General features: G+C 71.4%; 18 protein-coding genes. 7 read left to right on the top strand and 11 right to left on the bottom strand.

Annotation, left to right across the window (positions count from 1 at the left end):
- Positions 1 to 34: 34 nt before the first annotated feature.
- The gene (locus tag QE381_RS07210) at positions 35 to 1,216 is read right to left on the bottom strand and encodes a M24 family metallopeptidase (protein WP_307216781.1); all 1,182 of its coding nucleotides are present in this window, start codon (positions 1,214 to 1,216) and stop codon (positions 35 to 37) included.
- A 112-nt stretch (positions 1,217 to 1,328) separates the two neighbouring features.
- Here QE381_RS07210 and QE381_RS07215 point away from each other — a divergent pair, with 112 nt between their 5' ends.
- On the top strand, positions 1,329 to 2,384 hold the full coding sequence (locus tag QE381_RS07215; protein ID WP_307220435.1) for an extracellular solute-binding protein: 1,056 nt from the start codon (positions 1,329 to 1,331) through the stop codon (positions 2,382 to 2,384).
- Positions 2,385 to 2,450: 66 nt separating this feature from the next.
- Here QE381_RS07215 and QE381_RS07220 read toward each other — a convergent pair whose 3' ends face one another.
- The 9 genes from QE381_RS07220 to QE381_RS07260 are packed head-to-tail and all read right to left on the bottom strand — an operon-like array spanning position 2,451 to position 13,375.
- Positions 2,451 to 3,866: an amidase gene (locus QE381_RS07220; RefSeq protein WP_307216783.1), complete on the bottom strand. Its 1,416-nt coding sequence runs from the start codon at positions 3,864 to 3,866 to the stop codon at positions 2,451 to 2,453.
- On the bottom strand, positions 3,863 to 5,377 hold the full coding sequence (locus QE381_RS07225) for a GMC family oxidoreductase (protein WP_307216785.1): 1,515 nt from the start codon (positions 5,375 to 5,377) through the stop codon (positions 3,863 to 3,865). The genes QE381_RS07220 and QE381_RS07225 overlap by 4 nt, the downstream gene beginning before the upstream one ends.
- A 5-nt stretch (positions 5,378 to 5,382) precedes the next feature.
- The gene (locus tag QE381_RS07230; RefSeq protein WP_307216787.1) at positions 5,383 to 6,012 is read right to left on the bottom strand and encodes a cysteine hydrolase family protein; all 630 of its coding nucleotides are present in this window, start codon (positions 6,010 to 6,012) and stop codon (positions 5,383 to 5,385) included.
- Positions 6,009 to 7,025, bottom strand: a complete 1,017-nt coding sequence (locus QE381_RS07235) for a phosphotriesterase (protein WP_307216788.1) — start codon at positions 7,023 to 7,025, stop codon at positions 6,009 to 6,011. The genes QE381_RS07230 and QE381_RS07235 overlap by 4 nt, the downstream gene beginning before the upstream one ends.
- A gap of 3 nt (positions 7,026 to 7,028) precedes the next feature.
- Entirely contained in the window at positions 7,029 to 8,042 is a 1,014-nt protein-coding gene (locus QE381_RS07240) for a phosphotriesterase (protein ID WP_307216790.1), read from the bottom strand.
- A gap of 27 nt (positions 8,043 to 8,069) precedes the next feature.
- Positions 8,070 to 9,527 carry an aldehyde dehydrogenase gene (locus tag QE381_RS07245; RefSeq protein WP_307216792.1) on the bottom strand — a complete coding sequence of 486 codons (1,458 nt, stop codon included), beginning with the start codon at positions 9,525 to 9,527 and terminating at the stop codon, positions 8,070 to 8,072.
- Positions 9,528 to 9,543: 16 nt separating this feature from the next.
- On the bottom strand, positions 9,544 to 11,073 hold the full coding sequence (locus QE381_RS07250) for a glutamine synthetase family protein (protein ID WP_307216794.1): 1,530 nt from the start codon (positions 11,071 to 11,073) through the stop codon (positions 9,544 to 9,546).
- Positions 11,066 to 12,403 carry a Rieske 2Fe-2S domain-containing protein gene (locus QE381_RS07255; RefSeq protein ID WP_307216797.1) on the bottom strand — a complete coding sequence of 446 codons (1,338 nt, stop codon included), beginning with the start codon at positions 12,401 to 12,403 and terminating at the stop codon, positions 11,066 to 11,068. Before QE381_RS07255 ends, QE381_RS07250 begins: the two co-directional genes overlap by 8 nt.
- A gap of 27 nt (positions 12,404 to 12,430) precedes the next feature.
- Entirely contained in the window at positions 12,431 to 13,375 is a 945-nt protein-coding gene (locus QE381_RS07260) for a PDR/VanB family oxidoreductase (RefSeq protein WP_307216799.1), read from the bottom strand.
- Positions 13,376 to 13,505: 130 nt separating this feature from the next.
- Here QE381_RS07260 and QE381_RS07265 point away from each other — a divergent pair, with 130 nt between their 5' ends.
- Positions 13,506 to 14,216 carry a GntR family transcriptional regulator gene (locus QE381_RS07265; protein WP_307216801.1) on the top strand — a complete coding sequence of 237 codons (711 nt, stop codon included), beginning with the start codon at positions 13,506 to 13,508 and terminating at the stop codon, positions 14,214 to 14,216.
- Here QE381_RS07265 and QE381_RS07270 read toward each other — a convergent pair.
- Complete coding sequence (locus QE381_RS07270) at positions 14,206 to 15,246, bottom strand: Lrp/AsnC family transcriptional regulator (RefSeq protein ID WP_307216803.1); 1,041 nt, start codon at positions 15,244 to 15,246, stop codon at positions 14,206 to 14,208. The genes QE381_RS07265 and QE381_RS07270 overlap by 11 nt on opposite strands.
- Before the next feature lie 128 nt (positions 15,247 to 15,374).
- Here QE381_RS07270 and QE381_RS07275 point away from each other — a divergent pair, with 128 nt between their 5' ends.
- The 5 genes from QE381_RS07275 to QE381_RS07295 all read left to right on the top strand — a co-directional run bounded on the left by QE381_RS07275 (position 15,375) and on the right by QE381_RS07295 (position 21,766).
- Entirely contained in the window at positions 15,375 to 16,934 is a 1,560-nt protein-coding gene (locus tag QE381_RS07275; RefSeq protein WP_307216805.1) for an ABC transporter substrate-binding protein, read from the top strand.
- 69 nt (positions 16,935 to 17,003) lie between these two features.
- The gene (locus QE381_RS07280; RefSeq protein WP_307216806.1) at positions 17,004 to 17,987 is read left to right on the top strand and encodes an ABC transporter permease; all 984 of its coding nucleotides are present in this window, start codon (positions 17,004 to 17,006) and stop codon (positions 17,985 to 17,987) included.
- Positions 17,974 to 19,659: a dipeptide/oligopeptide/nickel ABC transporter permease/ATP-binding protein gene (locus QE381_RS07285; RefSeq protein WP_307216809.1), complete on the top strand. Its 1,686-nt coding sequence runs from the start codon at positions 17,974 to 17,976 to the stop codon at positions 19,657 to 19,659. The genes QE381_RS07280 and QE381_RS07285 overlap by 14 nt, the downstream gene beginning before the upstream one ends.
- Complete coding sequence (locus QE381_RS07290) at positions 19,656 to 20,504, top strand: ABC transporter ATP-binding protein (protein ID WP_307216811.1); 849 nt, start codon at positions 19,656 to 19,658, stop codon at positions 20,502 to 20,504. Before QE381_RS07285 ends, QE381_RS07290 begins: the two co-directional genes overlap by 4 nt.
- The gene (locus QE381_RS07295) at positions 20,501 to 21,766 is read left to right on the top strand and encodes an amidohydrolase family protein (protein WP_307216813.1); all 1,266 of its coding nucleotides are present in this window, start codon (positions 20,501 to 20,503) and stop codon (positions 21,764 to 21,766) included. Before QE381_RS07290 ends, QE381_RS07295 begins: the two co-directional genes overlap by 4 nt.

Below are 21,766 nucleotides of genomic sequence, written 5' to 3' on the forward strand. Positions count from 1 at the left end.
GTCTCCTTCCGGCGGCGTGCGCCGCACGCGGGGTTCAGGTGTGCAGCAGTTCGCGGGGCACGCGGGAGAGGGGGGCCAGCCCCGCCTCGGTGGCGACCACCGTGTCGATGGCGGCGGCTTCGAAGCCCGCCGTCCTGTCGTACAGGACCGTCTCGAAGTTGGAGACATAGCCGGGACGCAGCACCGCACGGCGCGGACCGTCGTCGGCCAGGTAGGTGTGGCCGACCCAGCTGGGCGGGAACGCGATCCCCAGCCCGTAGCCGCCGACCCACCAGACGTTCTCGGGGGCGACGCGGGCCCGGAGCGCCCGTTCGGCGGCCGCCATGGCGGGCGCCGGGCTCTCGCCGAGGCGCGCCTCGCGGCAGAGGACGGCGAGACTCGCGGCCCCGGCGGCGAGCAGCTCCTCGGCGCGCGGGTTCTCGCCGTCGACGACGAAGGCTCGGCTGAGGTTCGCGTGATACCGGTCGACGACGGCGCAGGCGTCGACCGAGACCACCTCGCCCCGCTGGATGACGCGGCGGGACGGGAACGCGTGCACGTCGGCCCAGGCGGTGGGACCGGACGAGACGAGGGCGTGCTGCGCCGGCACCTCGGATCCTCGCTCGGCCAGAAGGGTCGTGATGAGGGCGGAGACCTCGAGCTCGGTCATGCCGGGCCGCAGGCGCGTGCGCAGCTCCTCGAACGCCTCGTCGAGCATCCCGCCGGCGCGGCGGATGCGGTCGAGCTCGGCGGCGGACTTGTAGACCCGCAGGTCGTCGACGAGGTAGTCGCCCGAGACCACGTCCGCGCCGAGCCGGGCGAGCCCGCCGGCGATGTCGCGGAGCACCCCGGCCACCGGGTTCGGAGCCGACCACTCGAGACCGATCCGTCCCTCGGCCCAGCCGCGGCGAGCGAGACCCTCGACGAGCTCCTCCGCGGCGGTGCCGTAGTCGACGAGGAGGACCTCGTCGTGCAGGGCGATGAGCGGGACGTAGTCCGCGTGCCGGGACCAGTCGACGACGACGAGCTCGGGGACGTGCGCCGAGACGAGAACCCCCACGGGGAGTCGCGGCGCGTACCAGCTCGCGACGTAGCCGGTCAGGTAGCAGAGGTTGACCGGGGCGGTGACGAGGAGCACGTCGATCTCGGCCTCACGCAGCGCACGCCGCAGCGCGTCGATGCGCATCTCGTATTCGGCGACGTCGAACGGCGGAGCGGGCGGGATGTGACGCGGCATCGGTTCTCCTTCGACGTCGGTCCGCACCGGCTGGCGCGAGAGTTCATGCACTCGAAACAGAATGGATCCTAACATGTCAGTGTTGGATCCAATTAAGAGGGGGAACGTGCAGATGAGAAATGCTCGAAGAATCCTGGGCCTCACGAGCGCTGCAGCGGTCGCGGGGCTCGCCCTGAGCGCGTGTGCGGGCGGCGCGACGGGCGGCGCCGGCTCGTCGCCCGCCACCGCAGGACCGATCGTGTGGGCCGACTACGGAGGAACGTCGAACGAGGCGTACAACGACATCTACTTCACCCCGTTCACGGCGGAGTCCGGCACGGAGGTCATCTCCACCACGATCGAGGGCAGCATCCAGAACGCGATGCTCGGCGGTGATCCCGGCGATTACGACATCATGATGACGGGGCTCGCCGAGACCGTGAAGTACGGCGACAACCTCCTCGAGCTCCCGGCCGACGTCCCGCGTTCGGACCAGCTCCCCGCCGCGGTCGCACCGTACGCCGTCGCGAACTCGTTCGTGGGCTACGCGCAGGGCTACCTCGCCGGCACCTTCCCAAACGGCGGCCCACGGACCTGGGCCGACTTCTGGGACGTCGAGGCGTTCCCGGGAAAGCGCGCGGTCCCGGGCGAGTACTTCGACTTCATGTTCGAGGCGGCGCTGCTGGCCGACGGCGTCGCCCCGGACGACCTTTACCCGCTGGACCTCGACCGCGCGGTCGCCAAGCTCGACCGGCTGAAGCCCTCCCTCGTGTACTACACCGAGTACCCGCAGGTGCAGCAGCTGCTCACGAGCGGCGGCGCCAGCATCGCGTTCGCCCCCAACGGACTCTACGCCGGGCTGAGCAACGACGGCATCGCGGTCGCCGTGTCGTGGGACCAGGCCTTCATCGAGGCGAACCCCTTCGTCGTGCCGTCGGCGGCCGCGCATCCGGAGGCCGCGTTCGAGCTGGCACGGTTCATGGCCGACCCTCAGCGCCAGGCGGAGTTCGCGAAGCGCACGAACTACGGCCCGTCGAGCTCGGAGGCGTTCACGTACCTCACGGACGAGGAGATCGACCGGCTGCCGAACGCGCCCTCGCACACGACGGTCGTCTGGCCGGATGCGCAGGCGCGCGCCGACCAGTACGACGACATGACGCAGCGCTACACCACCTGGCTCACCAGCTGACGCGCACCCCGCGTCCGCGAGACGGCCCCTCCCCCGCTCCGCGGGCGGGAGGGGGCCGTCTCGGCGTCAGAGGGCGGGACGGCGAGCGGCCACGTCGGCGACGGCCGCCTCCCACGTCAGCGCGTACTCCAGCATCGCCCGCTCACCCCGGTACGGCCCGACGAGCTGCACGCCGATGGGGAGCCCCTCGGCGGAGAACGCGGCCGGCAGCGACATGGCCGGCATCGCGGTCGCGGTGATGCGGCTGCAGGAGCGTTGCCACGTGTAGTACCGCTCCATCGCGACGCCGTCGATCTCGGTCGGGTACTCCCACTCGACGGGGAAGGGCAGCACCTGCACGGCCGGGGCGAGCAGCAGAGCGTGTTCGCCCAGGAGCGCCTGGAACCGCCGGAACAGACGGGTGCGCGCCGCCGCCGCGCGAACGATCAGCGCGGCGTCGAACGCCTCCGCCCACGACACGTCGTCGCGCACCGTCTTCTTCACGAGGTCCGGATGCCGGCGCGCATCGTCGCCGTGACCGTCGAAGAACTCCAGCGACCGGAACGTCTCGAAGACGAGATCGGCCTCGGAGAGATCGAGGTCGACCTCGACGACATCCGCGCCGAGGTCGGCGAGGCGGGCCGCCGCGGCGGCCGTGGCGGCCCGGACCTGCGGCTCCAGCGGCAGACCGCCGAGGTCGGGCGAGTACGCGATTCGTGTGCCGGCGAACGACCTCGGCCGGATCGTGAGGAACTGTGCGGGGTCCTCGTCGACGGACAGCGGAGCGCGCTTCTCCGGACCGCTGATGATCGAGAGGAGCAGGGCGGTGTCGCGCACGTCGCGCGTGACGACGCCGAGCACCGACCCGGGGTCCCAGGCGTTCCCCGGTCGCGCGGACGCGACGCGCCCCGCCGTCGGACGCAGCCCCACGAGGTTGCCGAAGGAGGCGGGGTTGCGGATGCTGCCGCCGAGGTCGGAGGCATCGGCGAAGGGCAGCATCCCGGACGTGACCGCGGCCGCCGCGCCGCCGCTCGAGCCCCCCGCCGAGCGGTCGAGGTCATAGGGATTCCGGGTGGCGCCGAACACGTCGTTGAACGTGTGGGAACCGGCTCCGAACTCCGGCGTGTTGGTCTTCCCGACGAAGACGGCGCCCGCCTCCCGCATCCGTCCGACGATCACGCTGTCGGCCGAGGCGACCTGTCCGGCGTAGATGCGGGAGCCGTGGGAGGTGGGCATGCCCGCGACGTCCATGAGGTCCTTCACGGCGGTCGGGACCCCGTGCAGCGGCCCGCGGATGCGTCCGGCGGCGAGCTCGCGGTCGCAGGCCCTCGCCTCGGCCAGCGCAGCGTCCGGCTGCAGGGAGACGACCGCGTTCACCGCCGGGTTCAGCGCGTCGATACGCGCGAGGTGCGCAGCGACGACCTCCTCGGAGCTGAACTCACCGGTGCGGATGCCGTCGGCGAGCGCGCGGGTGGACAGCGTGGTCAGGTGCTCGCCGGTCATCGGGCGGCCTCCTCGAGGAGCAGGGCTGCGACCTTCTCGCCCATGACGATGGCGGGCATGGCGGTCGTGGCGCGGGGGATGGTGGGCATGATCGAGCAGTCGGCGATGCGGAGCCCGTCGACGCCGAACACCCGGGCGCGCGCGTCGACCACCGCCATCGGGTCGGAGTCGAGGCCGAGCTTGCAGGTGCCCACGGGGTGCCAGTAGTTGTCCGGGTGGGCGTACAGGTGGGCGGCGAGCGCCTCGCGGTCGACCGTGTCGGGGCCGGGGTGCAGCTCGTGGCCCACCAGGGGCGCGAGCGCGGGCGATGCCGCGAGCTCCCGCAGGATCTCCGCGCCGTCCATCAGCATCGCCACGTCGACCCCCTCCGGGTCGGTGAGGAACCGGTGGTCGATGATCGGCTTCGCCTCCGGGTCGGTGCTGCGGATGCGCACGAAGCCGCGTGAGCGCGGCAGCAGCGCCGACGTGCCGATGCTCCACCGCTTCGCCTCGCCGCGGTGCGTGGGGCTGTAGGGGAGGACGTGCAGATCGAACGCCTCGGTCTCGAACCGGGATGCCGCCTTCCCCATCGCCTGCTCGTCGGGCGCCCAGCCCGCGGCCCTGGCGGCCGCCATCTCAGCCGCCATCGACTCCGACCCCTCGAAGCTCATGAGGAGGAAGGGCTGATCGTGCAGGTTCTCCCCCACTCCCGGCAGGTGCTGCACGAGGGGGATGCCGAGCGGCGCGAGCTGTGCGTACGGACCGATCCCGGAGCGCAGCAGGACGGTGGGCGAGTTGTAGGCCCCGCCGGCGAGGACCACCGTGCCGGCGCGGACCGTGACGGACGCGCCGCGATGCTGCACGACGACGCCCGTGGCGCGGCCGCCTTCCACGACCACCCGCTCGACGACCGCCTCGCCGACGATCGCGAGGTTCGGCAGCGCCCGCACGGGGTCGAGGTAGGCGAAGGCCGCGTTGACGCGCACGCCGTCCTGGATGTTCATCTCCTCGGGCGCGAACCCCGCGGCCGCGTCCATGTCGTTGAGCGTCTCCACCTGCGGCATCCCGACCACCGGCGCCGCGTCGTACCAGGCGTGCTGCCACGGCGTGAGCTCGGCGGCGGTGAAGCGGTGGACGCGCATCCGCCGCGTCCCCTCCTGGAACAGCGGCAGCAGGTCGTCGGTGCCCCACCCGGGAAGGCCCGACTCGGCCCATGCGTCGTAGTCGCGGCGGTGCCCCCACGTCTGCGTGCAGCCGTTCACGTCGCTGGAGCCGCCGATCGCTCGGGCGCGTTCGAAGCCGACCGTCCAGGGATAGGTGTCCCCCGAGTCGTAGCCCCAGTCGTGGGAGCGGCCGAGCCGGGTCGCGTCGACCAGGTCGGCCGGCCAGGCCGGATCGCCCTGCGGCCCGAAGTCGGGCCCCGCCTCCAGCACGAGGACGTCGTGGCCAGCCTCGGCGAGGCGGGCGGCTACGACGCTCCCCGCCGTGCCGCCGCCGACGACGACGTACTCCGCCTCGGAGGGGACCGGCATCCGCCTCACGCCCGTTCGATGCGGGCGGTCAGCCAGGCGGCGACCTCGTCGGAGGTGACGAGGGCGTCGCGCTGGAGGTACTCGATGGCGTCGAGCGCCGCGTCGTGCGCACGCTCGCTGGATCCGCCCACGCAGTCGGTGAGCACGCGCACGCGGTAGTCGTGCTGGTGGGCGTCGACCGCGGTGTAGTGGATGCAGACGTCGGTGAGGCCGCCCACGAGCAGCAGCGTCTCGGCCCTGTACGCCTTCAGCACGATCTCGAGCTCGGTGCCGAAGAACGCGGAGTAGCGGCGCTTGCGGATGACGAACTCCTCCGGCTGCGGGTCGAGCCAGGCGGCGATCTCGGTGCCGTCGTCGCCCTCGATGCAGTGCGGGCCCTCGGCACCGTCGAGCTCCCGCCCGATGTCGACGAGGGACGCCTTGTGCACCTCCTGGATCCAGACGACCGGGATGCCGGCCTCGCGCGCGAGGTCGACGGTCCTGCGCACGCGCGGACGGCGCTCGGCGGCTCCGCCCATGTGGGGGATGCCGCCGTCGCCGAGGGCGACGGTGCCGGTGCCGCCCTGGATGTCGACGACGACCAGGACGGCGTTGCCGACGATGGCGGGGGCTTCGGTGGGGGTGGCGGTGGTCATGGACGCTCCAGGAGTCGGCGCGGGGTGTGGATGAGGATCTGGTCGGCGACCGCGGGGTCGCCCCCGAGGGCGGCGATGGCGGGCCCGATGCGGGCGAAGAGGTGATCGTAGCCGCGTCCGCCGTTGCGGCGCAGGTTCGCCTGCGCCCAGACGTCCTGCGCGATGACGAGCTGCGAGCCGTAGCCTTCGGACAGGAGCCATTCGACCATCTCGAGCCGCTCCGCGTCGGTCGGGTTCCGGAGGTCCGCACTGCCGTAGTAGAAGTCCGAGCCGAAGGTGTCGTAGGCGAGCACCGCACCCGCCTGGGCGATGTCGCGGTGGTACGACGTGTCCCAGCACTCGTCGAGGTGGCCGATGATCACGCGGTCCGCCGGCATCCCCTCGGAGACGAGCACCTCGAGCACCTCGGTGCCCGCCATCCCGCGGAACGACTGGTGCGTGTACACGGACGCGCCGGCCTCGGCGCCCGCGCGGGCGGCGGCGCGGAGCGAACGCCATTCGGCGTCGGTCACCGGATAGCTGGTGCCGATCTCGCCGAGGAGGGCGGGACGGATGCCGGTCCCGTCGATCCCGTCGTTCAACTGCACGAGGAGGATCTCGGTCAGGGCGTCGACGTCGGCGGCGCGGATCTCCTCGGGCATGGTCGGCTCGACGTAGAACCCCGCGCCGACCATGACGTGCACGCCCGCGCGGCGGGAGATCTCCGGCAGCTCGGACAGGCGCCGGCCCATGCCGTCCAGGGTGAGCTCGACGACGGCGGATCCGCCGGCGGACCGCACGTGAGCGAGCTCCTCGGCCGCGACCTCCGGGTCGTGCAGCACGATGTTCTCGGGCACGGAGAGGAAGTTCCAGCGCAGGTACGCCATGAGCTCCGGCCCCATCTCCACCCCCGGGGGCGGCAGCTCCGTCGGGGGCTTCGCCCAGATGCGCAGATCGCTGAGCAGGTGCTCGTGCATCGAGGTGCGGCCGAGGTCGGCGGCATCGATGGGGCCGAGGACGGTGTGGATGGGCACGGGTCACTCCCCGAAGACGGCGCGGCGGGGGTTGTCGCGCGAGATGGCGTCGAGGATCTCCGCGTCGATGCCGGACTCGACGGCGATCGCGCGGAACTCCTCGAAGAGGAACGTGTAACCGGGTCCGCCGAGGGCACGCAGGTGGGAGCGCTGGCAGACGTCCTGCGAGAGGAGCACTCTGTCCGCGTAGCCGGCGTCGATGATGCGACGCAGGAACGAGACGCGCCGGTCGATCTGAGGGCGGATGAGCACCCCGCCGATCCGGCAGGTCATGAGGCAGTCGAACTCGACGAAGGCGCCTTTCTGCAGGAGCTCCAGCGAGTAGTCGACGCTCTTGACGGTGTCGGCGTGGCCGATCACAACGCGGGAGGGATCGACGCCCTCCTCCTCGAGGATCTCCAGCTGTGCGAGCCCGGTCGGGAAGGTCGCGGCATGCGTGGAGATCATGATGCCGGTCTCCCGGCTCGCACGTCCCGCGGCGCGGAAGGAGCGCTCCTCGGCCGCGGTGATGTGGGAGAGGTCGGAGGCGATCTCTCCGATGACGCCCGCCCGCACACCGGTGCCGGGGATCTCGTCGAGGAGATCGGCGATGAGGTGGTCGGCGATGGCGTTCGTGGAGGTGCGGTCGAACCACCGCTTGTCGAGGTAGTGGTCGTAGTAGTGCCCGGTGCCGAGCACGATCTGCACGCCCGACCGCTCGGCCATCTCCTTCGTCGCGAGCACGTTCGCGATCGACCGGGACCCGGTGTCCGGGTTCTGCTGCATGACGCGGAGGTCGTCGCTGTAGCCGACGGGGGCGGCGTAGTCGCTGAGCTCGCCGTTGCTCATGTCGATGAGCGTCGTCCCGCCGGCCGCCGCGTACAGCGCGAGCTCGGCAGCCATCTCGTCGGCCACGTTCAGGTAGCCGTCCTGCGGGGTCGTGAGCGTCATGTTGATGTAGACGTGCTCGTGCGGCAGCGTGACGCCGAGCTGCCCGGGGCCGATCGGCCCCGTGACCGTGTTCACCGTGTCGACCACGCCGAACCTCCTTCTCCGCGCGAGCGGTCAGATGGCGATGACGACGCTCTTGGCCTCGAGGAAGCCGCGCAGCCCCTCGTCGCCGAGATCCCGCCCGAGGCCGGACTCGCCGACGCCGCCGAAGGACAGTGCCGGGTCGAAGACGTTGTAGGTGTTGATCCACACGGTCCCCGCGTCGATCGCGGCGGCCATGCGGTGCGCCCGCGACAGGTCGCGGGTCCAGACGGCCGCCGCCAGCCCATAGGTCGTGTCGTTGGCGATGCGGACCGCATCCGCCTCGTCCTCGAACGGGATGATCCCGACGACCGGGCCGAAGATCTCCTCGCGGGCGATCGTCATGTCGTTCGTGACGCCCGCGAACAGCGTCGGCTCGACGTAGTAGCCGGGGCTGCGCGTGCCGCCGCCCACGACGAGGGTCGCCCCCTCGTCGACGCCCACGCGGATGTATCCCAGCACCCGCTCGCGCTGCTCCTCGGAGACGAGAGGACCCACCGTGATGCCGCCGTCGAGCCCGTCGCCCACCGGCACCCTCCTCACCGCGGCGGCGAGCCGCTCGGTCATCTCCGGGAGGATCGAGCGCTGGACCAGGAGCCGGCTGCCGGCCGTGCACATCTGGCCGGAGTGCCCGAAGGAGGCACGCATGGCAGTCAGCACCGCGGCGTCGAGGTCGGCGTCCTCGAAGACGATGTTGGGGCTCTTGCCGCCGAGCTCGAGGGTCACGCGCTTGAAGTCCTCCGCCGCGACGTGCGCGACGATCCGCCCCACCTCGGTGGAGCCCGTGAACGTGATCTTGGCGATCCCGGGGTGCCCGGTGAGCGCCGCGCCCACCCGGCCGTCTCCGGTGAGCACGCTCACCACGCCGTCCGGCACGCCCGCCTCCTGCAGGATGCCGGCGAGCCGGAGCAGCGTGAGCGGGGTGTCCTCCGCCGGCTTGGCGACCACGGGACACCCGGCGGCCAGCGCCGGGGCGAGCTTGAACGCCGCCGTCATGATGGGGAAGTTCCAGGGCAGCACGATCGCCACCGGTCCCACCGGCTCGAAGACGGTGTACACGTGGTGGGCGCCGCCGTCGATGGGCACGACGGTCCCCTCGAGCCGCGAGGGCGCCCCCGCGAAGTGGCGGAACGTGCGCGCGGCGGTCGCGGTGTCGGCACGCGAGCGCTCGATCGGCTTGCCGTTGTCGCGGGTCTCGAGGATCGCGAGCTCCTCCAGGCGCTCCTCGATGAGGTCGGCGACACGGTTGAGGATGCGGGCGCGCTCCAGCGGTGCCATCCCGCGCCAGCGGCGGTCCTCGTGCGCGGCGACCGCGACCCCGACCGCGGCGTCGACGTCGGCCTCGGTCGCCTGCGCGACCCTGGTCAGCGTCTCCTGCGTGGCGGGATCGATGACGGGGAACGTCTCGCGCTCCCCCGCCTCCACCCACTCCCCGGCGAGGAAGAACGGGAGGGCGGCCGGCAGATCGCGGACGGTGGTGCGGATGCTCATGTCTCTCCTGGACGGGTCAGTAGATGCTGAAGTACTCGCGCTGCTCCCAGTCGGAGACGTGACGCAGGTACCGGCCGAACTCGGCGCGCTTGATGGTCGCGTACCAGTCGACCACGACGGCGCCCAGCGCGGCGCGGAAGACGTCGTCCGCCTCGAGCGCCTCGACGGCGTGCTCGAGCGACGACGGCAGCGCCGGCGCGTCGGCCTGGTACGGGTCGACCGTCGGCGCAGGCGGGATGAGCCCGCGCCGGATGCCGTCACGGCCGCTGATCAGCTGCGACGCGATGTAGAGGTAGGGGTTCGCAGCGGGCTCGCCCGCGCGGTTCTCCAACCGCGTCGCCGGGTCGCCCACCCCGCCGACGGCGCGGATCATCGCGCCCTTGTTGTCGATGCCCCAGGCGATGCGGTCGGGGGCGAGCGAGAACGGCTGATAGCGCTTGTACCCGTTCACCGTGGGTGCCGCGAACGCCGCCGCCGCGGCGGCGTGCGCGAGCAGTCCTGCGAGGTAGGCGGACCCGGTCAAGGAGAGCACGGTGCCCTCCGCATCCGGCACGAACACGCCCGCACCCGTCTCGCGGTCGTACAGCGACTGGTGCAGGTGCCACCCGGTCGAGGCGCCCTCGGCACCCTGCGGGCGGGACATGAAGGTCGCGTGGTAGCCGAGGCCGCGGGCGATCCGGCGCACCGCCATCCGCAGCAGCACGATGGCGTCGGCGATGTCGGCGGCGTCGCCCGCCTCCATCGTGATCTCGAACTGGCTGGGGCCGAACTCGAGCTCGATCGAACGCAGCGGGAGGTCCAGGAGGGTCAGGCCGCGGTAGAGCGCGTCCACCAACGGCTGCATGTCGTCGAGGGCCTCCTCGTGCAGCAGCTGCGACCCGCGGGTCGTCGGGGCGGCGCCCATCGCAAGCCCGGGGCGTCCGGGAGCGCCGACGTGACGGGCGTCGAGCTCCTCCCCCGACATCCGGTAGACGTGGAACTCCAGCTCCGCCCCCACCGTCATCCCGAGTCCGGTCGCCTCGAGGGCCGTCAGCTCGGCGCGCAGGATCGAGCGGGTGCAGAAGGGCACGGCGGAGCCGTCGGGGAAGCGGAGGTCGCACAGGATCCACGCCGTGCGCTCCGCCCAGGGGAGCACGCGGAACGTGCGGGGGTCGGGCACCATGACGATGTCACCGGCGCCGCTGAAGCCATCGACGCCGACGCCCGTCTCGGAGGCGAACACCGAGAAGACGGACTGGCCGGAGGTGTCCTTCAGCAGCAGGGAGCTGGGCGCGGTGACCCCCGAGCGGAGGGCGGCGTCCACGCCCGCGCGGGCGATCGTCTTGCCGCGGAGGATCCCGTGCTGGTCGACGAACGAGAAGCGGACCATCTCGATGCCGAGCTCGTCCATCACACGGCGCAGCTGTCCCGCCGCGGCGTAGTGCGCCTCGGTCCAGAGGCCATGACGGCCGATGAAGCCCTCGCGGTCCTTGGCGAGCATGGGGCGCGCGGATGCCCCGCCCCCGTTGTCGGAGACGCGGCGCTCGTCGACGTTGCGCTCACGCATCGACGGTCTCCGGGCTCCGCTGCAGCGGTCCCGCCCACGGCGATGCCGCGCGGCGCTCGTTCTCGCGCTCGATCCAGCGGGTCTGCCAGGCCTCGTTCGCGGCGATCGTGTCCATCGCGATGGGGCCGGTCAGCTGCGCGGCCTCCTCCTCGCTGATCGGATGCGAGGGGGTCCTGGCCCCGGCGGCGAACGCGTCGATCGCGCGCAGCAGCAGACGCCGGTTCGCGCTCACGGCGCGATCGGACACGCCGAGCCGTTCGACCGTGCGGTCCTGGATCGGGCCCATGCTCTCCACCGCCCACTGATCGTGGACGTTGATGTCCAGACCCATGCCGGTGTACGTGAGCTCCTTCTGCTCCTGCGGGTCGAACCCCCAGTTGTTGTCGCGGTTGCGCAGCGGACGGTAGTCGGGCAGGCTCACGCCCTCGAGCCGCTGCTGCAGGAGGGTCTCCTTGTCGGTCGGCTCCGCGAAGTCGTACCAGATCATGTACCAGTAGTGGTGCTCGTCGTCGATCGGGACGTGCCACTGCGTGAACACCTTGGTGTTGCCGAACGGCACGACGAAGGCGTTCGGGAAGAGCAGGTTCGTGACGCGGACGTGCTTGATGTCCTCCGTGAGCTGGCGCAGGGCGTACACCCGCAGACCGTGCTCGGCGCTCTCGACCTCGATGTCCGGCCGGTAGCTCTCACCCACGAGCATCGAGAGCTTCTTGCCGGTGCCCTCCACCTCCTCGGCGAACTGCTGTCCGTACATCTCGCGCGGATCCTCCTGGATGAAGCGGTGGAGGAACGAGACGTGGCTCGGGTCGATGCCGCCCTCGAGCCCCTGCAGCCAGTTGCAGTCCCACAGCCCCTTGAACGCGAAGGTGTACTCCTCGGGGGCGACGAAGCAGTCGTAGTGCGGGAACGGCGGCGGGTCCCCGGCGCCCATGTAGGCGAAGATGATGCCGTTGCGCTCGATGCAGGGGTAGTTGGCGATGCGGATCTTGCCGAGGAACTGGCTGTGGTCCGGCTCCGCGGGCTGCTCGACGCACCGTCCCTCGCCGTTGTAGAGCCACCCGTGGTACAGGCAGCGGATGCCGTCCTCCTCCAGCCGGCCGTAGGAGAGGTCGACGCCGCGGTGGGCGCAGTACCGGCTGATGAGCCCCCAGCCCTCGCGCTTCTTGAAGAGCACGAGGTCCTCGCTCATGATGCGCACCTGCTTGACCGGACGCTCACCCGGCATCTCGGACACGAGGGCTGCGGGCTGCCAGTAGGAGCGCAGCAGGTTGCCCAGCGGCGTGCCGGGGCCCGACCGGGTGATCTTGTCGTTGTCTTCCTGCTTCAGCATGGCTGGCTCCTCGGGTGGGTGGGGTCATCAGGCGTCGAGCACGAGCACGGGGCACGCGGCGCGCGAGACGCAGACCATCAGGCAGTCGCCTCGCTGCCTCTCCTGCGCCGTCAGCACGAGGTCCCGATGCTCGGCCTCGCCCTCGAGGATGCGCGTCTCGCAGCTCCCGCAGATCCCCTCCTCGCAGTCCGAGAGGACGTCGACTCCCGCACCGCGCATGACCTCGAGGATGCTCTCCTCCGGCGACACGTCGAGCTCGAGGCCCGTGCGCTCCAGCCGGATCCGGAACGGGCCTCCGGGCTCGTAGGCGAGCTCCGGTGCCCTGAAGTACTCGACGCGCAGTCGATCGTCGGGGTCGGCGACCGCCTCGCGGAGGGCGCTCAGCATCCGTTCCGGACCGCAGGCGTACACGAGCGCGTCGGGGTGAGCGGCGACCTCGGCGGGAAGGTCGGCGCGGGCGTTCTCGTCGCGCGCGACGACCTGCACGTCGCCCCCGGATGCGGCGAGGGCCGCCAGCTCGTCGAGGAAGGCCATCCGCTCCCGCGTCGCCCCCAGGTACAGCAGCCGCCAGCGCGCGCCCTCCGCAGCCGCGCGGCGCACCATGGGCAGCAGCGGCGTGATGCCGATGCCGCCGGCGATGAAGAGGTAGGCGCCGGCCGGCTCCAGCTCGAAGTGGTTCTTGGGCGCGCGCAGCCGGACCTCGTCGCCCGGGCGCAGGCGCTCGTGCACGGCGCGGGATCCGCCCCTGCTGTCGGGTTCGCGGAGGACGGCGATGCGGTAGCGCGGGGATCCGGGCTCCCCGCACAGGGAGTACTGGCGCACCGGCGCACCGGGAAGGACCAGATCGATGTGGGCGCCGGGCGTCCACTCGGGCAGCGGCTGTCCCCGGCCCTCGAGCTCGACCGAGAGCACGCCGTCCGCCTCGCGCGTCATGCTGCGCACGCGAGCGGCGAGGTCATCGGTCGAGAACATGGTTGGATCCTAACATCATCTATATGGATCCAATACTTACGAGTATGGACGCTCCACCCCCGCGCTCCGGGTCCCATCTCGTTCGTTCTGCTACCTTTCGGAACGGAACCGCCCTGGGAGGAACACCGATATGCCGGCAGACGAGACCACAGCGACGACCGGGCACGCTCTGGTCGACGAGCTCGCCGGGAAGATCCGCGCCCGCATCATGAACGGCGACATCCCGATCGGGGCACAGCTGCGGCAGGCCGAGCTCGCGAACGACTTCGGCGTCAGCAGGACGCCGGTGCGCGAGGCGCTGCGTCAACTGCAGACGGGCGGCCTGATCGAGGTCGTGCCCAACCGCGGGGCGGTCGTCCGCGTCCCCGCGCCGTGGGAGGTGCGCGAGGCCTACGAGGTGCGCGCGGAGCTGGAGGCGCTGGCGACCGCCCGCGCCGTCAGCCGCATCTCCCACGCGGAGCTCCAGCGCCTGCGTTCGGCCAACCAGGAGATGTACGACCGTTCGCAGGGCGGCGACGCCAGCACCCAGCGGGCGCTGGAGAGCCGCCACGAGAACGACATCTTCCACACGACCATCGCCACCGCCGCGGCCAACGCGCGCCTCGCCCGCGCCATCGAGGAGATCAACGAGACGTTCCCGCGCAACGTCTCCGCGCAGCTGCTGGTGAACGACGATCGCCACCGCGAGGAGAACTACCTCGAGCACATCCGCATCATCGATGCCCTCGAGCGCGGCGACGAGGCCGCGGCGCGCACCGAGATGCGCAGCCACGTGCTCAGCGCCGGCGAGCAGCTCGCACGCTGGTACGAGCGTCGCAGCTCCACGGTCTTCACCGGCTGAGGGGTTCCCCCGGAACGGCCTCGTCGAAGGGCACGCGTCCCCGCTTCAGACCGTTCGCATCCAGCAGCCAGCCCGCGCGCTTGTATGCGCGGGGGACGATCCAGATGTCCGCGACGTCGAGCCGCGGGAAGACCGAGCCGAAACGCCGCTCCAGGTGTTCGAGCTCGTCGAGGTCACGCAGCCAGACCATCACCACGAGATTCGCCGCGCCGGCGACCGACGCGACCATCCGCACCTCTTCCGCCATCCGGAACGCCGTCGCGATGCGCTCCACCTGTTCATAGGGCGCCCGTATCCAGAGCACCGCCGCGCAGGCGAAGCCGACCGCGCCGTGCGCGATGTCGACCCGCCAGTGGGCCCAGTCCGCGACGAGGAGCCCGTCGACGGCGCGGGCTATCGACGCCGGCGAACCGGGCACGAGCCGTTGCAAGGCGCTGAGGGGCTGGCGCACATCGTCCTTCAGGGCGTTCAGCAGAGCCCACTCGCGCGCCGTGGGCACGGCCGCGATCGGAGCATCCCGACGGGGCCGCGTCGCCGCGACGAGGCGCTGCTGCGTCTCGGAGAGGGCGGGCATCCGCCACTGGCCGCCTTCATGGAAGACGGAACGGATGTAGTGCACACGGGTCCACGCGACGCCGTCGACCCGCTCGATCTGCTCGCGCACGACCGTGTCGATTCCGGCCACCGAGTCGCCGCCCACGATCAGATAGAGCTGACGGTCGCCGCTGGTCGCATTGACGCTGAAGATCTGGGGGACGACCGCGAGCCGCTCGGCGACGGCGGCCACCTCGCCCCGGGTGCAGCACACCTCCACGAGAGCGGTCGGCTGCGACACCCCTCTGCGCTGCGTGGGCATGTAGAGGCACGTCGTCCACACCAGTCCGGTGCTCACCAGCCGCCCCCAACGTCGCGACAGCGTCGACGAGTCGACCACCAGAACGCGTGACAGCTCGGTCCAGGTGATGCGCGGGTTCACCTGGAGCGCGTTAACGATCTGGTAATCCAGCTCGTCCAGCTGGAAATGATTCATGCACACCTGCTCACGTCGATGACCGGATCCTGCGGACATCGGTCCCGAGCAGGACGATCCGGGCGATACCACCCATGATGATCAAGATTATCCAATCTGTCGACTTTGGATCCAAACGAGGAGGATTCGTGTTTTCCACCCGCCACATCGCTCCACCCGTTCTCACGCTCGTCACCGTTCTCGCCGTGGTGGGCTGCGCCGCAGCCGACGACGGCAACACCTCCCCCGGGACGACGGACACGGTCCGAAGCACACTTCTGACCGACCCGAGCACGTTCGATCCCGCTCGCGCGACCGCGACGGACGACTACCAGGTCGCACGTCTGCTGTACGACACCCTGTTGCGACGCGACGACGGCAACCGGCTCGTGGGCGGTCTGGCACGCACCTGGGAGTCGGTGAGCGCGTCCGAGTATGTCCTCACGCTCCGCGACGACGCGACCTGCTCGGACGGCACTCCGATCACGGCCGAGGTGGTGGCTGCCTCCCTCTCACGGTTCATGGACCCGGCGACCGGCTCCTCGGCGCGCAGCCTGGCCTTCGGGCGCGGCCAGTCGACGGTGACCGCGGACGATGCCGCCGGCACCGTCCGCATCTCGCTGACCGAGCCCTGGTCGGATCTGCTGACGGGACTGACGCTGCCGCAGTCGGGAATCGTCTGCCCGGCGGGACTCGCCGACCTCGACGCGCTCGCGGCGGGAACGGCCACCGGCGCCTTCTCCGGCCCCTACACCCTCGCCGAAGCGCAGCCCGCCGTCTCCTACCGGTTCGATCTGCGCGACGACTACGACGCATGGCCCGAGTTCTCGACGCCGCTGACGGGCACTCCCGCAGCCTCGGTGGCGCTGGTCCCTCTCTCGGACGACGCCACCACCGCCACGCAGCTGCTCGCCGGCGCGCTCGACGTCGCGCCGATCTTCGACGACAACGTCGCGCGACTGGAGACCGGCGGCGGGTTCGACGCCGTCACCGTCACCTCTTCCACGAGCTACGTGGTGTTCAACGAGCGCGAGGGGACGATCTTCCACGACAACCGCGACCTCCGGCTGACGGTCGCCCGCCTCATCGATCCCGAGGCGCTCAACGACATCGTCACCTCCGGCCGCGGCGAGGTGCTGCACACCCTCGCCTCCAACAATGTTCCCTACGTCGTCGCCGACAGCCCCGCCGCCATCGCCTACGACCCGAACGCGGCGGGTTCTCTCGCCGGGGTCCACATCGCGATGATCGGCACGACCGCCTTCGGTGAAGCGAACGACTACATCGCCGAGGTCCTGCGGGCGGCCGGCGCGACCGTCGACCTGTCGGCGGTCGACAACGCGACCTGGTCGACGACCACGGGAGCCGGCGGCTCCGGCTGGGACCTGACCCTGCAGGGCGACGTCAACGCGATGGGGACGCTGCCTTCGTCGCTGCTGCGTGTGATGGGCCCGACGACCGAGCAGGGCGGCCGGTCGAAGACGGGCGCGGACAATGCCGAGGGATACAGCGCGCTCCAGCGCGCCTTGGCGGCGACGGATGATGCGGACAAGGCCGCCGCGTTCGCCGAGGCCCAGGAGAGCGTGCTCGCACGGGTCGACGCGCTGCCGCTGGTGAGCTCGGTGGCGACCTGGTTCTCCGCCCCCGGCTTCTCGGTGCGCGCGTTCGGCGACTACGTCGACATCAGCACACTGCGCCTCACGGACTGATCCTGCCCGCCCGCCGCCATGGACTCGCTCGCCCTCTCCGTCGGCACGCCCTCTCCTGTGGAGGGGGCCGTGCCGACGGCTCGCTCGCCCTGGTTCCGCTTCGCCGCACGCCGACTCGCAGGGCTCGCGGCGACCCTCGCGACGCTCGTCGTCGTCTCCTTCCTCATCGTCCAGCTCATCCCCGGGGATCCCGCCGTCGCTCTCGCGGGCTCCGATGCGACGACGGCGGAGATCGAGCAGCTGCGCGCACGTCTGGGTCTGGATCTGCCGCTGTGGCAGCAGTTCGGCGGATACGTCGGCGGTCTGCTCACCGGCGATCTCGGGACGTCCTTCCGGTACGGCGTGCCCGTCGCACAGCTGGTCGCCGCGCGGCTGCCCTTCACCGTGACCGTGTCGCTCGTGGGCATCCTCGTCGTCCTGGTCGTGGCCGTCCCGCTCGGCATGGCGGTCGGCGTGCTCACCCGCGGCGGCCGGCGCCGCTGGATGGACGCGGGCTTCGGCGCCGCGACCGGCCTCCTGGACTCGCTGCCCGGCTATGTGCTGGCCACCCTGCTCGTCATCCTGCTCGGAACCGGCGTCGGCCTGCTTCCGGCGCTGCCGCCCGCCTACACGAGCCGCGCCCCCGCCGCGTCGTTCGTGCTCCCCGTGATCGCCCTCTCGGTCGGACCGATCTGCACCGTGGCTCGCGTCGTCCGAAGGGAGACGGCCGTCGTCCTCGGCGAGGACTACATCCGCACGGCGAGGGGCTGGCGGCTGCCTGCGGCGACCCTCTACCTGCGCCATATGCTCCCCAACCTGCTCACCACGACGTTGACGCTGAGTGGCCTCGTGCTGAGCGGGATGCTGGGCGGGGCCCTGGTCATCGAGAGCGTCTTCGCCCTGCCCGGGCTGGGCACCGGCATCATCCAAGCCATCCTCGATCGCGACTATCCCGTGATCCAGGGGATGGTCGTCGTGATCGGCTCGATCGCCGCAGTCATCACCGTGATCGTCGATGTGCTGCTGGGCATCGTCGACCCGCGAACGCTGGGAGGTTCCCATGGCAGCCGCTGACCGTCGTCGCCGGCTCGATCCAGGTCTGTGGACCGGGATCGTGATGATGGCGGCCGTCGTCCTCATCGCGCTGCTCGCGCCTGCGATCTGGCAGACCGAGGCCGATGCGCTCGGCGCGCGAGCCCAGCCGCCGAGCCTCCAGCACTGGCTGGGCACCGATGCGCTCGGACACGACATGCTCGCCCGCAGCCTCGTCGCCACGCGGTTGACACTGCTCATGACGATAGGCGCCACCGCGATCTGCGTCGTCGGCGGCGTCGTCGTCGGAGGACTCGTGCAGCTGCTGCCGGAGCGGCCACGTGAGCTCTGCATGCGTGTCATCGAGACGCTCGTGGCCTTCCCCGGCCTGCTGCTCGCCCTCGTCGTCGCGGCGATCCTCGGCGCCAGCGCGTCCTCGGCGGTCCTGGCGATCGGGCTGTCGGGCGTGCCGTACTTCGCCCGCCTGACCTCGAACCTCTCCGGCGCGGTGATGCATCGCGCGTTCGTGGCCAACGCACGACTGCTCGGGGTGCCGCCGTTGCGTCTGTTCACGCGCCACGTGCTGCCGAACATCTCCGAGCCGCTGCTCGTGCTCTCGGCGTCCACCTTCGCCCAGAGCCTCACGGCCATCTCGGCGCTCTCCTTCGTCGGTCTCGGCGTGCAGTCGCCGCAGTACGACTACGGAAAGCTGCTCAACGAGGCACTGCCGTCGCTGCTGGCCGGGCGGGCGTACCAAGTCCTGGGTCCCGCGGCCCTCATCGTGATCGTCGGCGTCGCGGCGACCCTGATCGGCGACGGCCTGGCCGCACGCGCCGTGCCGCGCCGACATCGGCGTCCGGCCGGTGCCCCACCGCGCCGCGTCGACCGCTTCACGCCGGACGAGGCGCTGCTCGTCGTCGAGGACCTGGTGGTCCGCCGCGACGACGGGGTGCCGCTCGTGCACGGGATCAGCCTGCGCGTCGGCCGCGGGGAGCGGCTCGGGATCGTCGGCGAGTCCGGGTCCGGCAAGTCGCTCACCGCGATGAGCATCGCCGCGCTGCTGCCGGACGGGCTGAGCGCCGACGCGCGACGTCTCACCCTCGGCGAGCTCGACCTGCTGGGCGATCCGTCGCCTCGGGAGCTCGCGCGACGGATCGCGCTCGTCTACCAGGATCCTGGGACCACCTTCAATCCGGCGCTCCGCATGGGCACGCAGCTGACGGAGCCCCTGCGCGCCCATCTCGGCTACCGCCGCCGCGCGGCACGCGAGCGTGTCGTGGCGATGCTCCGCGCCGTGCACATGCGCGAGCCCGAGCGCCGGCTGCGCCAACGTCCCCACGAGCTGTCCGGCGGGATGCGGCAGCGCGCGATGATCGCGTCGGCCCTCGCCGCGGCACCCGAGCTCATCGTGGCCGACGAGCCGACGACGGCGCTGGATGTCACGGTGCAGCGGGAGATACTGCGAGAGCTGCGCCGCGTGAGCGGAGACGCCGGCACCGCGCTGCTGTTCATCTCTCACGACATCGCCGTGGTCCGCGCGCTCTGCGACCGCGTGCTGGTGATGCGGCACGGGCTGATCGTGGAGGAGCTGCCGGCGCGTGCGCTGGACCTGGACCATGCCGTCCACCCGTACACGCGCACGCTCCTCGCCGCGACGCCGACGCTGGAGCCGTCCGAGCCCCCGTCCGTCCCGCCGCAGGAGGTCGCCCGATGATCGCTCCACCCCTCAGCACGGAGGCGATGCTGGACGCGCACGGCGTCGAGGTGGTGCTCGGCCGAGGCAGCGGCCGAGCACGCATCCTGAGCGGCGTCGACCTGACGATCCGCGAGGGACGGGTCATGGGACTGGTGGGCGAGTCCGGTTCGGGCAAGTCGACCCTGGCCGGAGCGCTCGTCGGCACGGTCCCCCTCGCCGCAGGCCGCGTCGCCATCGCCGGACAAGACGTGCACACCGCCCCCTCGCGCCGGCTCCGACGCACGGTGCAGCTCATCCCGCAGGATCCGTACTCGTCGCTCGATCCACGGCGCACGATCGCACAGACCATCGCGGAGGCCATCGACCCGTTGCACCCCTCCGTCACGAGAGACGAGGCGCGGATCGCCCACGCGTTGGCACAGGTCCGACTCCCCGCCGATGCCGCACGACGTCGCCCGCACGAGTTCTCCGGCGGTCAGCGGCAGCGCATCGCGATCGCCCGGGGCCTGGCGGTGGAGCCGCGCCTGGTCATCGCGGACGAGATCACCTCGGCACTCGACGTCTCGGTTCAGGCGGACGTGCTCGCCCTCCTCGCGCGGCTCCGGGAGGAACTGCGACTGACCATGCTGTTCATCTCCCACAACCTCGCCGTGGTCCGTTCCGTCTGCGATGACGTCGCGGTCATGCGCCACGGACAGATCGTCGAACGGGGGCCGGTCGACGAGGTCTTCCGGCGGCCCCGCCATCCCTACACCCGGCTTCTGCTCGACTCCGTCCCGGGCGCACCCGGCTTCACCATCGACACGTCTCCCCTCTCGGCGGAGAGCGGTGTCGACACTGCAGGAAGGACATCCGAAACATGAGCACCACCCACCGAGGTCTGCGACTCGTCGGCGCACGCCTGATCGACGGGACCGGCGCGGCTCCCGTCGACGACGCCGTGCTGCTGATCGACGAGCAGGGCATCGTCTCCTACGCGGGCCCGGCAGCGGGGGCGCCGGAAGCACCCGCGGCGAAGGTCATCGACATCGGCGGACGCACCCTGATGCCGGGGTTCGTCGATGCGCACGTGCACCTCTCGTTCCAGTCCACCAACGACCGTTTCCACGATCTCACCAACGATCCCGCCTATGTCGTGTTCGAGACCGGGCGGCGCCTGCGCGAGACGCTTCACGCCGGCGTCACGACCGCGCGGGATCTCGCGGGACTCACCGCCGGCTTCCGCGAGGCGGTCGCCGCAGGCCTCATCGAAGGCCCCCGCCTGCACCTGGCGCTACGGATCGTCAGCCATACCGGCGGCCACGCGGACTTCCATCTGCCCGGCGGGACCGCCCACAGCTGGCTCCCGGCGGGCGACGAGATCGCGGACACCGCGGATGAGCTGCGCGTCGCGACCCGCCGCCTGCTCCGCGACGGCGCCGACGTCATCAAGGTCTGCACGAGCGGCGGCATGAGCAGCCCGCACGACCGCCCCACGGATGAGGACGTCAGCGCCGAGGAGATCAGGGTGATCCGCTCCGAGGTCGATCGACGGGGAGGCCGCCCGATCGCCGCGCACGCGCAGGGCACCGCCGGCGTCCTGGCAGCGCTCCACGGCGGCGTCGACAGCGTCGAGCACGCCTACGGCATCGACGACGAAGGCATCGACCTGGCCTGCGAGAACGGGACCTTCCTCGTGCCCACCCTCTCGACCATCTTCGCCCCGCTCGAGCGCGAGAAGATGCGGCCGTACCACTACGACAAGAAGGTCCGGTGGGTCGAGTACACGAAGACGAACATCTCCCGCGCGATCGAGCGCGGGGCACGCTTCGCTCTCGGAACGGACTCGGGTGTCATCCCCCACGGCCGCAACCTGGCGGAGCTGTCGCATCTGGTCTCGCTGGGGATGCGGCCGATGGATGCGATCCTCGCCGGCACGCGGAACGGTGCCGAGCTCCTGGGGCTCGGCGACCGGCTGGGCACGCTGCGAGCCGGAATGGTCGCCGACGCCGTCGTGTGCGACGGGGACCCGCTCACCGACGTCTCGGTGCTGGCCGCGCCGGAGAACGTCGTGCTGGTCATCCAGGACGGCATCGTCCGCAAGGACATCGCGCGCCTCGCCGACACCGCGACGCGGGTCGCGTAG

Source organism: Microbacterium sp. SORGH_AS_0888, assembly GCF_030818905.1.
Classification (GTDB): domain Bacteria; phylum Actinomycetota; class Actinomycetes; order Actinomycetales; family Microbacteriaceae; genus Microbacterium.